Annotated in this window: 12 protein-coding genes; 8 read left to right on the forward strand and 4 right to left on the reverse strand. The window is 45.0% G+C overall.

The features are described 5' to 3' along the window. Positions 1 to 156: 156 nt before the first annotated feature. The 4 genes from ICW03_RS09585 (at position 157) to ICW03_RS09600 (ending at position 3,945) form a co-directional block, all read left to right on the forward strand. Positions 157 to 1,287, forward strand: a complete 1,131-nt coding sequence (locus tag ICW03_RS09585; RefSeq protein WP_215347684.1) for a Re/Si-specific NAD(P)(+) transhydrogenase subunit alpha — start codon at positions 157 to 159, stop codon at positions 1,285 to 1,287. A 25-nt stretch (positions 1,288 to 1,312) separates the two neighbouring features. Then, positions 1,313 to 1,651: a proton-translocating transhydrogenase family protein gene (locus ICW03_RS09590; RefSeq protein WP_011903634.1), complete on the forward strand. Its 339-nt coding sequence runs from the start codon at positions 1,313 to 1,315 to the stop codon at positions 1,649 to 1,651. A 33-nt stretch (positions 1,652 to 1,684) separates the two neighbouring features. Next, the gene (locus ICW03_RS09595; protein ID WP_215347686.1) at positions 1,685 to 3,052 is read left to right on the forward strand and encodes an NAD(P)(+) transhydrogenase (Re/Si-specific) subunit beta; all 1,368 of its coding nucleotides are present in this window, start codon (positions 1,685 to 1,687) and stop codon (positions 3,050 to 3,052) included. Positions 3,053 to 3,153: 101 nt separating this feature from the next. Further along, positions 3,154 to 3,945: a hypothetical protein gene (locus ICW03_RS09600; protein ID WP_215347688.1), complete on the forward strand. Its 792-nt coding sequence runs from the start codon at positions 3,154 to 3,156 to the stop codon at positions 3,943 to 3,945. A gap of 24 nt (positions 3,946 to 3,969) precedes the next feature. Here ICW03_RS09600 and ICW03_RS09605 read toward each other — a convergent pair whose 3' ends face one another. From ICW03_RS09605 to ICW03_RS09615, 3 genes are all read right to left on the reverse strand, one after another. After that, a complete protein-coding gene (locus ICW03_RS09605) occupies positions 3,970 to 4,683 on the reverse strand; it encodes a hypothetical protein (RefSeq protein WP_215347690.1) in 714 nt (237 codons plus the stop codon). Between the two features lie 87 nt (positions 4,684 to 4,770). Further along, positions 4,771 to 6,423 (reverse strand): chaperonin GroEL, encoded by a 1,653-nt coding sequence (gene groL / locus ICW03_RS09610; RefSeq protein WP_068320933.1) that lies wholly within the window; start codon positions 6,421 to 6,423, stop codon positions 4,771 to 4,773. Between the two features lie 28 nt (positions 6,424 to 6,451). Beyond that, positions 6,452 to 6,742 carry a co-chaperone GroES gene (locus ICW03_RS09615; RefSeq protein WP_072582790.1) on the reverse strand — a complete coding sequence of 97 codons (291 nt, stop codon included), beginning with the start codon at positions 6,740 to 6,742 and terminating at the stop codon, positions 6,452 to 6,454. Between the two features lie 314 nt (positions 6,743 to 7,056). Here ICW03_RS09615 and ICW03_RS09620 point away from each other — a divergent pair, with 314 nt between their 5' ends. The 4 genes from ICW03_RS09620 to dacB all read left to right on the forward strand — a co-directional run bounded on the left by ICW03_RS09620 (position 7,057) and on the right by dacB (position 12,538). Continuing rightward, a complete protein-coding gene (locus ICW03_RS09620) occupies positions 7,057 to 7,899 on the forward strand; it encodes a diguanylate phosphodiesterase (protein ID WP_215347692.1) in 843 nt (280 codons plus the stop codon). Then, positions 7,899 to 8,522 (forward strand): response regulator transcription factor, encoded by a 624-nt coding sequence (locus ICW03_RS09625; RefSeq protein WP_215347694.1) that lies wholly within the window; start codon positions 7,899 to 7,901, stop codon positions 8,520 to 8,522. The genes ICW03_RS09620 and ICW03_RS09625 overlap by 1 nt, the downstream gene beginning before the upstream one ends. 6 nt (positions 8,523 to 8,528) lie before the next feature. Then, on the forward strand, positions 8,529 to 10,967 hold the full coding sequence (locus ICW03_RS09630) for an ATP-binding protein (protein ID WP_215347696.1): 2,439 nt from the start codon (positions 8,529 to 8,531) through the stop codon (positions 10,965 to 10,967). A 74-nt stretch (positions 10,968 to 11,041) separates the two neighbouring features. Continuing rightward, positions 11,042 to 12,538 (forward strand): D-alanyl-D-alanine carboxypeptidase/D-alanyl-D-alanine-endopeptidase, encoded by a 1,497-nt coding sequence (gene dacB, locus ICW03_RS09635; RefSeq protein WP_251374388.1) that lies wholly within the window; start codon positions 11,042 to 11,044, stop codon positions 12,536 to 12,538. On the opposite strand, the gene ICW03_RS09640 is transcribed toward dacB, so the two are convergent. Beyond that, on the reverse strand, positions 12,484 to 13,575 hold the full coding sequence (locus ICW03_RS09640) for an L-threonylcarbamoyladenylate synthase (RefSeq protein ID WP_215347700.1): 1,092 nt from the start codon (positions 13,573 to 13,575) through the stop codon (positions 12,484 to 12,486). The two genes, dacB and ICW03_RS09640, sit on opposite strands and share 55 nt — an antisense overlap.

Below are 13,575 nucleotides of genomic sequence, written 5' to 3' on the forward strand. Positions count from 1 at the left end.
TATAAGCTGACAGACCATATTGTAGAAGTCTTAGCCCGGTTTCACAGGATTTTGGGCAAAAACCAAGCAAGTGGACTTAGGGGTAAGTAAATAGGCGCAATGAGCCCTATTTAACTAAAATAGATTTTTTATAAATTTTGCTTTTGGAGACATGCCATGCGCATAGGAGTGCCACTGGAAACAAGGCCTGGGGAAACTCGAGTAGCCGCAACACCAGAAACCGTTAAAAAACTCATCGGTCAAGGTCATACCGTAGTCATTCAAAAAGACGCCGGTGTAAAAGCCAGTCAACCCGATACTGCGTATGAAGCTGTCGGCGCAACTATTGGTAGCGCAGCAGATGCATTTGGAGCGGAGATTGTTCTTAAAGTTCGTGCGCCTGAGGCAGCTGAACTTAAGCAAATTAAATCTGGCGCCGTTCTCCTAGGCATGCTCGATCCATTTGATAACGACATGATTGCTGCAATGGCAGCTCAAGGCGTGACTGCATTCTCATTAGAAGCAGCGCCGCGTACAACACGTGCACAAAGCATGGACGTTTTATCTTCTCAAGCTAACATTGCTGGATATAAAGCCGTCATGGTTGCTGCGAATGAATACCAACGCTTTATGCCAATGCTGATGACTGCTGCGGGAACTGTTAAAGCAGCTCGCGTGCTTATCTTGGGTGCTGGTGTTGCTGGCTTGCAAGCTATTGCTACTGCAAAACGCCTTGGTGCAGTGATTGAAGCATCGGATGTTCGTCCTGCAGCCAAAGAACAAATTGAGTCTCTAGGCGCCAAGTTTGTTGACGTTCCTTATGAGACTGATGAAGAACGTGAAATTGCTCAAGGCGTTGGTGGCTATGCCCGCCCAATGCCAGAAGCTTGGATGAAGCGTCAAGCAGCCTTAGTTGCTGAACGCGCTCAACAAGCAGACATCGTCATTGCTACCGCATTGATTCCTGGACGCAAACCTCCGGTCCTCTTGCATAGCGACACCGTTGCCAATATGAAACCAGGCTCAATCGTGATCGACTTAGCTGCAGGCAAAGGTGATAACGGTTCTGGTAACTGCCCTTTAACTCAAGCAGATAAAGTAATTGATGTGAATGGTGTGAAGATTGTGGGCTACACAAATTTAGCCAGCATGGTTGCAGCTGATGCATCTGCACTCTACTCACGCAACTTGCTCGACTTCATGAAGCTGATTGTGGACAAAGAAGCGAAGTTGGTGATCCCAACTGATGACGATATCGTCACCGCTTGTTTAATGTGTCGTGATGGCCAAGCCATTCGCAAAAACTAACAGTAAAAAATACTAAGGAAACATTATGGATCTCGCTGCCTTTCAAAGCATCCTCACCGTTCAAAACATTACTGTGTTTGTATTGGCCATTTTTGTAGGCTATCACGTAGTTTGGAACGTGACCCCAGCATTGCATACACCTTTAATGGCGGTAACTAATGCAATCTCCGGCATCATCATCGTTGGCGCATTACTTCAAACCGAAGTAATTGGTGGCGATGAAATTACCCTGACCAGCATTATTGGTGCCGTTGCCGTATTCCTCGCCTCAATTAATATTTTTGGTGGCTTTATGGTCACCCGTCGCATGCTTGAAATGTTCAAGAAAAAAGCCCCTAAGGCTGATGCGGCTGGAACTAAATAAACCTAGAACAAGACCTATATAGAGACCAAAACTATGTCAAACATAACCGCTATTTCTTATCTCATCTCATCGGTGTTGTTCATCCTCGCTTTGCGTGGCTTGTCTTCACCAACCACTTCACGCCAAGGTAATACCTTTGGCATGATTGGTATGTTGCTTGCTGTGATCACGACATTCATGATCCCAGACTTCAAGCCTGTATTTTCATTAATCATTGCTGCAATCGTTGGTGGCGCTGTTATTGGAACCATTGCTGCTAAGCGTGTGCAGATGACTAAGATGCCAGAGTTGGTAGCTTTGATGCACTCCTTCGTAGGTTTGTCAGCTGTATTGATCGCGATTGCAGCTGTATTCAATCCAGCACACGACCATACTGGCGCGCAAAAGATTGAGCTCTTTATTGGCGCATTTATCGGTGCAATCACCTTTACTGCATCGGTTATTGCCTTCGGTAAGTTATCAGGTAAGGTCAGTGGCAAGCCAGTTACTTTTGCTGGACAACATTTACTCAACCTTCTCCTAGCAATCACTATGGTTGGCGGCGGCGTAATGTACTTCATGACTGGTAGTCATGAAGCATTCCTAGTAATGTGTGCGGTCGCTCTAGTATTGGGCGTAACTTTGATCATTCCTATCGGCGGTGCCGATATGCCAGTGGTTGTATCGATGCTCAATAGTTATTCTGGTTGGGCTGCAGCAGGTATTGGCTTTACCTTAAATAACCCCGTATTGATTATTGCGGGTGCTTGCGTAGGTTCATCTGGCGCCATTCTGTCCTACATCATGTGTAAGGCGATGAATCGCTCAATTCTGGCTGTGTTGCTCGGCGGCTTTGGTGCTGAAGCTGCTGCGGGTGGTGGCGATGACGGCGGGCCTAAGAACTACAAAACAGGCTCACCTGAAGATGCTGCTTTCTTGATGGAAAACGCTGACACTGTGATCATTGTTCCAGGTTATGGCTTAGCGGTTGCTCGCGCTCAACACGCACTGAAAGAATTGACTGAAAAGTTAACTCATCATGGCGTGACTGTGAAATACGCTATTCACCCAGTTGCTGGTCGGATGCCTGGTCATATGAACGTTCTCTTGGCCGAAGCTGAAGTGCCATACGATCAAGTGTTCGAGATGGAAGATATCAACAGTGATTTTGGTCAAGCTGACGTGGTCTTGGTGCTTGGTGCTAACGACGTAGTTAACCCAGCGGCACGTACTCCAGGCAGCCCAATTTTTGGTATGCCAATCTTGGAAGCGTTTAAAGCTAAAACCATCATCGTTAACAAGCGCTCAATGGCCGCTGGTTATGCTGGCCTAGATAACGAACTCTTCTATATGGATAAAACCATGATGGTCTTCGGTGATGCGAAGAAAGTGGTTGAAGAGATGGTTAAGGCTGTTGAATAAGTCTAACCTTCAGACTATCAAATAATTAACCGCCTTCGGGCGGTTTTTTATTACACTGAATATACTTTGAACCAGGCAATACCACCGAACGAGAGCTAAATATGCATTACTTCATCGAAAGTCACCTTAGTGCAGTGCGATTTGCTCCCTACATTTTTCTTGTATCAATTCTCATTTTCTTAGGCATTGGCTGGCTCATTGGTAAATACCGCCTACGTACCTCAGATAAAGTAATCGTTCGAGACTCGTTGGCAGCAGCTATCTTTGGCTTATCTGCACTTGTTCTAGGATTTACATTTTCGAGTGCTAATGACCATTTTGATGAACGTATTAGCATTAATCGTGCCCAAGCAGATGCTATCACCCAAATCTATCAGTCCAGTAAATATCTGAACACAGCAGACCAAAACGCAGTACGGAATAATCTAAAAGAAATTCTTGCAGATCGTCTAGAAATTTACCAAGGGGTACTTTCATTTACAGCATTGAATGAAAATTTGGAACGCCTGGGCCACAAGATAAATGACTTCAATGAATTAATGATGCTAAGCATTCCTCGCGCGCCAGCTGGCACAAAAGAGTTGGCTGATAAGATCTTGAGGCCCCAAACAGATCACTTGATAGAAGTTTTCAAAAATGGCATGCTAAATGCCAGACACCACCCTCCTGCAATTCTTGAGCGCTTCTTATTTACCTTGCTGTCAATTGGCGCGCTTTTAAGTGGCTATGCCATGGCCGTCAAAAATGAAGAGGATTGGTTTTTAACCGCTATTTACCTCGGGCTAATGGGTTTCGCGCTATACGTCATTTTCGCCCTAGAGTTCCCAAATCAGCTATTTCCGTACGACGCCTTTAATGCTGACTTATTGAGAACTCAAAAACTATTGCAATAAGCCTTTTCACAGTCGTTGCAGTAATTATCTTCTTTGATAGCTATTGGATAAGTTGTCTTGTAGAACATATGCAACGCCATTAGCGACCAAAGAGAGGTCTTGGTCAAGCACTCGACTACGGTAAATCCAGCCAGCTGGTAATTTCAGCTGCTCGCTCAATATTGGCAGATCTTTCATATTGAGCGTAGGATTCACAATTTGTGAATACGATTGCATCACATAGATATCGCCAGCCGGGGAAGTTAATTCATAAACAGTGCTACCGGCTCTATAGACAAAGTTGGTAGTGCGGACAACTTCATTGGCAGTGTAATTCTTGCTACCCATCAACTGCTTCAGCAAACTCAACTTTACTGTTGCCCGCAAATTCATCTCAATGCCACCAAACGTCTCTTTTACGTCATTGACGGTATTCCCGGCCGCCTGAATTTCATCCATCATCCAATAGCGCGGGCCATTTAAGATGGCAAACGAAGCGTCATAAGCTTTGACAATCGACTCTTTAGACAGCGCACGCCATTGCGCCTCGGGACAAAGATTAAGGCCTTGAGTATTAAATACCCTCACCTCAAGCTTGAGCCAATCGCGCTTACCAATCAAGACTTCGCAATAACGCTGATTACGCAGGTTCGATATGCTTTTTTCAAAGATTGGGGTTTGTTGGGTAGGAGCTTGAGAACAAGCCTCACCTATTGTCAGCACAAGAGAAATCGCCAGAAATACAAATGATTTATTCATGGGTTCACTGTACCAAATAAAAAACGCCCGGTCTTTTGAACCAGGCGTTTTTGTTTCTACAGCAAGCTAACTGGAGAGGTAGAGCTATTACATCATGCCGCCCATACCACCCATGCCGCCCATACCACCCATATCAGGCATGCCGCCACCAGCAGACTCATCCTTTGGCGCCTCAGAAATTGCGCAATCAGTAGTCAACAAGAGGCCGGCAACAGAAGCTGCATTTACCAACGCAGTTTTAGTTACCTTAGTTGGGTCAATAACACCTTGTGCAACGAGATCACCGTATTCACCGGTAGCTGCGTTGTAGCCGTTATTACCTTTGCTTGCTTGAACAGCATTAACAACCACGCCTGCGTCTTCGCCAGCATTGCTAACGATAGTGCGCAATGGTTCTTGCATAGCGCGCAATACGATGCTGATACCAGCGTCTTGATCAGCATTGTCGCCTTTCAATCCCTTGATACCTTGCATTGCACGAATCAATGCTACGCCGCCACCAGGCACAATACCTTCTTCAACAGCTGCACGAGTTGCATGCAATGCGTCGTCAACACGAGCCTTCTTCTCTTTCATTTCTACTTCAGTAGCAGCGCCAACACGAATCACTGCAACACCGCCAGCCAACTTGGCTACACGCTCTTGCAATTTCTCTTTATCGTAGTCGCTAGTCGCTTCTTCGATCTGAACACGAATGTTCTTCACGCGAGCTTCAATCGCTTTAGCATCGCCAGCACCGTCGATAATGATGGTGTTTTCTTTGCCCACTTCGATGCGCTTGGCTTGACCCAAGTGCTCAAGAGTTGTTTTCTCGAGTGTGAGGCCGATTTCTTCAGCGATTACTGTACCGCCAGTCAAAATCGCGATGTCTTCCAACATGGCTTTACGACGATCACCGAAACCAGGAGCCTTAACAGCACAGGTTTTGATAATGCCGCGGATGTTATTCACAACCAAAGTTGCCAAGGCTTCGCCTTCAACATCTTCCGCAATGATCAACAATGGACGACCAGATTTTGCTACTTGCTCGAGTACTGGGAGCAAATCACGGATATTGGCAATCTTCTTGTCAAACAAGAGAACGTATGGGCTTTCCAATACGGCAACTTGTTTTTCTGGTTGATTGATGAAGTATGGGGAGAGGTAACCGCGATCAAACTGCATACCTTCAACCACTTCAAGCTCGTCTTCCAAGGACTTGCCATCTTCAACAGTGATAACGCCTTCTTTGCCTACTTTTTCCATTGCTTCTGCGATGCGCTGACCAATGCTGTGGTCGCTGTTTGCAGAGATAGAGCCTACTTGAGCGATTTCTTTAGTAGTTGTGCAAGGCTTGCTAATTTTTGCAAGCTCTTCGATTGCAGCTGTAACAGCCTTATCGATGCCACGCTTCAAGTCCATTGGGTTATGGCCTGAAACTACATATTTCATACCTTCTCGAACGATTGACTGAGCTAAAACAGTAGCGGTGGTTGTACCGTCACCAGCGATGTCAGCAGTTTTGGAAGCTACTTCCTTAACCATCTGCGCACCCATGTTCTGGAGCTTGTCTTTGAGTTCGATTTCTTTTGCAACAGATACACCGTCTTTAGTGATTGTTGGTCCACCGAATGAACGCTCGATTACCACGTTGCGACCTTTTGGTCCCAAAGTTGTTTTCACTGCATTAGCAAGAATGTTTACGCCTTCGACCATCTTGGTACGGGCGCTATCTCCAAATACAACGTCTTTTGCTGCCATGATTAAATTCCTCTCTTAAATACCGAAATTACTTCTGTACAACAGCCATGATGTCGTCTTCACGCATCACGATGAGTTCTTCGCTGTCAACTTTTACTGTTTGACCTGCATATTTGCCAAACAAAACGCGATCGCCAACTTTGACGTCAGGTGCGTTTAATTTGCCGCTGTCATCACGTTTGCCTGGGCCCACTGCCAAAACTTCACCTTGATCAGGTTTTTCTGCAGCAGCGTCAGGAATGATGATTCCGGAAGCAGTTTTTGATTCTTGATCTAGACGCTTGATGATTACGCGATCATGTAAGGGACGCAAATTCATCTCTTCTCCTATGTTAGTAAGTGTTAACTATTTAAATAAACTATATAAATCAATGCTTTACAATCTCATTACATGGAGTTTTCAGGCAATCTAGTGATAAATTACCTTTTTAGCACTCGCATGTAGGGAGTGCTGATTATATAGGTCTGAATCCTGAGATTTCAAGGGTGGATCTCCATAAATTTCTTAAGGAATTAGCTTTTTTATAATGGGGACAGGCTGGTAGGCTAATTCCTACAGATAAATCAGCCTAAAGCCCTTACCGCTCCAATCCGTCCTGCCTAGACTGGACAGTCACCGATTGGAGAATGCTGATGAGCCCGAAATCCCGGCTGTACACGCTTGTAAAGGCATGGAAGAACAAGCCCTTCCACGAAGTACGAGACGCCTGTGGCGACCCCTGGCTTGGCCTTAGCAGCCAAGCTCTCGAAGAACATCAATCCTGGTCCAAACGACAAGCGATTAGCCATGAACCTATTTTTAACTGCAAGGGAACAAAACTGACAGGATCCTTATTTAAACCATTGCTTGCCGCATCAGATATGCAGCTACTGCGCTTATTTATGGAAGGTCTAGATACCGTTTCGTACTGGTATCGTAGCGGTCGCTTTATTCCTGGCATTCTGCCAATGCCAACTCACGCCTTAGCCTCAAGTAGCTATGTAGATGCAATGAGCGAATTGATTTTGAACTCGCGCCTACCAGTTGGGTTGGTTGCAATAGGCATTCAATCTACCCCAGACCCTGCCATCGTGGATTCCTGCAAGGAGGGTTTTCTTCGCATGCGAAGACTAGGTGTCTTGCTACATTTGTTAAATTTCTGCGGCAGTGCCGAGGAGTTGCATTGGATTACTGAAATGCAAATAGAAGGGGTGCATATTGATATAAGCAAACTTCGTGAGAAAGACCTAGGCAGTGATGTGCTATCTCATTTAAGGCAATCACCCTACTCACCCGCACAAATTTATGCGAGCAACATTGGCTTAGTAAAAGATTTAGAAAATGCGTCAACACTCATTGCAGATCATGCTTATGGGGGACTCATGATGGCGCCAGTCAGTCGTCATCAAATGATTCAAATAAATGATAGCCGTATCGCTAAAGCCATTTTTTCGCTTCACCCTCATCAACCCCAAAACCAAAACGGAGACAAGTAATGAGAAAACGCGTGATGTTGGTAGATGACCATCCAGCAATGCTGATGGCCCTTAAGAGTATGTTGCAAGACCAGTTGTTATTTGAGATTGCAGGGCAAGCTCAAAATGGAGAGGAGTGCCTCAGATCTATGAAAGAAGTGAATCCCAATATGGTCATTCTAGATTTGGATATGCCCAAGACCGATGGGTTTGATGTGATCCGCCGTATTGGCCTTATGTATCCCGATGTCCGCATGTTAGTTCTCTCTAGTATGGATGAAGCGGTATATGGAGGGCGGGTACGCTCTTTAGGTGGGCATGGTTTTGTGAATAAAACTGCAGGGGCAGATGTTATCTTGGCCGCCTGCGTTGCTATATCGCAAGGTTATAACTTTTTCACTCATGGCAAGAATGGCAATAGCTCATTAAGTGACAACGATAAGCTTGCATTGATTTCTGATCGTGAATTACAGGTCATGAAATATCTTGGCAAGGGCAACACTAATCAGCAGATTTCCGATATGTTGCATATCAGCAATAAAACGGTGGCTACTTACAAGACTAGAGTCTTTGACAAACTTGGAATAAACAATATTGCCGACCTGATCTTGTTCTGTCGTATGAACAATATCATCGAAAGCTAAAACAGTATGCGTCGATCTATCGCCCGCACTACTTTCTTCATCCTACTAAATGGGATCCTAGGTAATGCCTATGCAAATTTGCTCAGCCCCGTTGAGCAAAGATGGATCGATGCCAATCCTGTAGTTCGTTTTAGCATTCATGAAAAATATGCTCCCTTTCTAGAATTTAATGACAAGGGTGAGGCGGGTGTTTTTCACAATATCTTGATTAAGCTCAGTGAATTTACCAAGCAAGAATTTCTGCCTAGATGGCGTAAGAGTGATCAAGAAGGATTACAACAACTCGCCAATGGAGAAGTCGATTTCATTATTGATCCACCCACCATGGATGACGAATACTTAAAATTTGGCTCCCTATCAGAGGCAATTTTTTGGGGTCATGATGCGATTTTGACAAAGCGCTCAGAAATTAATGCGCCTATGGAACCAAGCAATATTGCCTACTTCGATCGTGGCTATGAAAACCCTCCATTACCCACTCACCCGCAATCAAGACTTTCTAGTCATACTGAGAAATTAGTCTTTGATCTAATCAAAAATGATATCGAAGCACTCGTCCTACCAGTTCGCCTAGCGCAACATATTATTCAGAAAGCTAACAGTCAGGAATTGCAATTAAATGGCCTATATAACCGAGAACCCTTTGAATACCGCTGGCTAGTAACTCATCAGAACGAGGCTTTGCATGCCGTACTTGGCGGCTTTCTGAATCACTTAGACCCCATGGAATCACGCAATCTGTTTGCCCTTCATTCAAGTGAAGCCTGGGGGTATGCTGCCAAGTCCAATTTGCCGCAACTTACGTGGATTAGCGTCTTATCGATCTTGCTGGTCGGGGCCTTGATGCTTTGGTACATAAAAAGAAACAATCAACTTCATACTCATCAAACTGAGAGACTCATGAATTCTAAAGAGCTTGCCGAAAAAGCGAATGCTGCAAAGTCTTCATTTCTAGCGACGATGAGCCATGAAATTCGTACGCCAATGAATGCTATTTTAGGGGTGCAAGAGCTATTGCTAAACAGTCCTCTCCCAAATAATGAAAAGGCATTACTCAAAAGCGCTCACTCATCAGCGGAGTCACTCCTAGGAATTCTTAATCAAGTTTTAGATCTTTCCAAGATTGAAGCAGGCAAGCTAACCCTCAATTTAGAACCTTGCTGCCTCAACACACTCATTGACGATATTGATTCTGCATTTTCAACAGTTGCGCAGATCCAAAATCTCAGCCTTCATACCTCAAAAGACCCCCGAGTTGCTCAAGTACTGATGATTGATGCACTCCGTCTGCGGCAAATCCTTCAAAACTTGATTAGCAATGCCATCAAATTCACAGAGCATGGAGAGATTTATTTCTCCATCAGCGTTTTGGCAGATGACCATGCGGGACAGTTGATTGAGTTTCGAGTGGTTGATACTGGTGTAGGCATGGGAGCTGAAGATATTGAGATTGCATTACAAGCATTCGAGCAAATTCCGGGCACTAGTGAACAACACAAAGGTACTGGCCTTGGTCTAACCATCACCAATCACTTAGTCACCTCAATGGGTAGTCAACTTTATTTTGATAGCGCCCCAGGATTTGGTAGCAATATTCATTTTTGCGTTGCATTCCCTCGCACCAGCCTTGCTGCGTCCGAACAAGAGCCGATCAAGGGGAGAACTTCTGAGTCAAGAAGGTTAGTATCCAAATGCCTTAACAAATCCAACCGCACCTTGCGCGCCCTAGTAGTTGAGGATCATCCCGCTAGCAGGCAAATTATTTCCTTGCAATTAGAGGCGCTTGGAATTGGGGTAGTCGTTTGCGATAACGCACATACCGCTCTAGATTTAATTTCTCATACTAATTTCGATCTCTTGTTAACTGATCAGTCCATCCCAGGAATGCAAGGCTCAGAGTTGGCTAAGCGAATTCGCGATCTGGGGCATCATGATCTCGTCATCATTGCTGTTACAGCAGATATTTATGCACTAGATTCACGACATCAGTTTTTTGCTGCAGGTATGAATAGCGTTCTAATCAAACCATTAAGCTTAATGACTCTAGAAAATGAATTGACTCGCTATTTCTCAATTCAGGATATTGCTGAAAAAAATACCTCAAAAGTTGGCGCTGAAGAATATTCATTTGACGCATTTGCAAGCCTACTGAAGGATAGTCCCAGTCAGATTTTGGTGATATTAAATGAGATTAAGAAGGTTCATGATGAAGCTCTTGAGATGCTAGAAAGCATTCAATGTGATGAGACAACCTTCAGTAGCCTAGTTCACAAGGTAAAAGGTGGCGCCCAGCTGCTTAGTGCTAAATCATTTATTCAGGGCTGCATCGAACTCGAGCAAAAGGGCAATTTGAGTCACAAGATAGACAAGTTCACTCAATTGCTGACGCAGCAAAATCATGTTATTGCAGGCTATAAGTCGAAATACCAGAATCCTAAACCTTGAAGAGGCACCTCTTCTAATAAGGTGGGTTTATCCTATGAGGAATGCGCTCATATTTTCTTCATTACCCGGTTTTTATGGCAGTCCTATTTTGGCTTGCCAGCTTCAGTGCTGCCGCTAGTAATGCTGCTTCACTAAATATACCTAAGTCTATATCCAGCAGTCTTGAGAGAAACCAAATCCCTAAAGAAGCCATCAGCATCTCAGTGATAGAGATTGAGCCCGGACGCCCAGGAAAACATATTGCCAAAAATATATTGGGTTGGCGCTCTGAAGTAGTCATGAACCCTGCCTCAACGATGAAGCTGCTAACCACCCTAGGGGGTTTGGATATTTTGGGGCCTCAATATCGTTGGCGTACTAACATTTATACCGACGGAATGATTCGTCAAGGAGTCTTGGAGGGCAATCTGTATTTACAAGGCACAGGTGATCCAAAACTCATTCCAGAAGAGCTCGCCAAGATGATGAAAGATTTACAGAATCTTGGAATTCAAAAAATTGATGGTAATTTATTCTTTGATCGTAGTGCCTATGCGCCAAGCGTGATGGAACATAACACGATTGATGGCGAATCTTTACGTGCCTATAACGTTCCGCCAGATCCATTGCTGTACGCCTTCCGCACCCTCTCTTTTCAATTAGGCAAGTCACGTACAGCTGACTTTATTGATATCAACTACACCCCTGCTCTATCCCAACTTAAGGTGGTGAATCAAATGCAGCTAGTAGATCGCCCCTGCGATAACTGGAAAAGCAATATTAGTTTTAAATTAGATCCAGAAGGCATCAGCAATGCTGATCAAGCCTTGACCGCCCACTTCTCAGGAGCCTTTCCAAGCTCTTGCAAGGGCGTGAACTTCAACATTATTGCTTTGGATGCCAATACCTTCTTAACGCAAGGCTTTGCAGCAGCCTGGGAGTTAGCTGGTGGCTCTTGGGTCAAGCCCCCTATTGGCAAAGATGGCAGCGTCCCGCTTGCTGCTCGTCTTTTACTGCAGTTTGAAGGCATCAAACTAGCTGATGATGTTTTAGACATTAACAAATACTCTAACAATGTAATGGCGCGTCAACTTCTGCTAACGCTTGCCCTAGAAAAGATGGGTAAACCAGCAACGACTGCTAATGGTGATTTAGTAATTCAGAGTTGGCTCAAACAAAACGGTTTGAATTTTACGGACTTGGTTATAGAAAATGGGTCTGGGTTATCTCGCAATGAAGCCATCTCAGCGGAGCAAATGAATCAACTCCTCTTAACTGCACGCAATCTTCCTGTAGCAGAAGTGTTCTATAGTAGTCTCCCAATAGCAGGAACTGATGGCACCATGCGTAATCGCTTATTAGGTCAACTTCGTAAGTTTTTACATCTCAAGAAAAAGCCTGAGGTCAGAATTAAGACTGGCTCACTAGCAGATGTGCGTGCAATATCAGGTTACGTTTTGAGTAAATCAGGAAAGATGTACGCCGTGACTTCTTTTATTAACCACCCCAATGCTTGGAGAGGTCTTGAAGCACATGATCAGTTACTGATGTGGCTACTAGAGAATGGTCCAGAACCAAAGCACGCCCGCTGAAGTCGGTCTCTCACGCCATCCCACTCCTCACCCGCCGGCGGTTCTGGAAACAAAATCAGATCCCAGCCTTGCTGATCTAAATCGCGCAGTGAACGGTATAGGCGGCTTGCAAAAGCAGCACTATCACTTGGCACTTCAACTTCTTCAAAGTGAGCAGATGGGTGGCCATCATCACCCAGGGAAGAGTCAGAATCCCACACCGCTACTGCAACGCGAGATTTAATATCTGGAAATTCGCTTAATGCATCTAAGACGCGACCTGAGGCATACAAGCGCAAAGGCGTAGTTGGAGCGTAATGAGCCTTGAGACTTCCGGATACTCTGGGAAGATCTTCCGTCAATTCATTTGCCCTTAGCTCACCAGGCAGATATACCTTGACACCTGTCTTAGCAAAGATCTCGCTTGGAGTAATTGCGCCTGGCCTGAGAAGTACTGCTTTATCACCTGCGGATAAATCAATAATGGTTGACTCGATTCCAACCTCGCAATCGCCCCCATCCAAGATCATCAAATCGAGCATGCCTTCAAATTCATGACGAACATCTGAAGCGCTGGTCGGTGAAACCTTGCCGAAACGATTGGCTGATGGCGCTACAACGCCGCCCTTAAATTTACGCAATAGCTCTTGGGCAATAGGATGTGACGGTGCACGAATCGCCACTGTATCTTGGCCGCCAGTCAAATCCGTCAACACGCTTTTATCTTTTTTGAAGACCAGCGTTAGGGGTCCTGGCCAAAATGCATTAAGCAGCTTTAAGGCCTCTTCGGAAACATCTCTTGCCCAAGTCGACAGTATTGGCACCCAATCGACTTGAGCCTGATCAAACTTATCAGGTGCAGCTAGGTGAACAATTAATGGGTGATTCGAGGGGCGACCCTTAGCGGTAAATATCTTCTTAATGGCTTTAGCATTTTTAGCATCCGCGCCTAATCCATAAACGGTCTCGGTCGGAAAGGCGACTAATCCACCATCACGCAAGGTTTGCACTGCTTCGTTAATTACTGCAGAAGACTGCAGGCTACTGTCGCTGGACAT

The sequence above is a fragment of the Polynucleobacter sp. MWH-Aus1W21 genome (assembly GCF_018687275.1).
Taxonomy (GTDB): domain Bacteria; phylum Pseudomonadota; class Gammaproteobacteria; order Burkholderiales; family Burkholderiaceae; genus Polynucleobacter.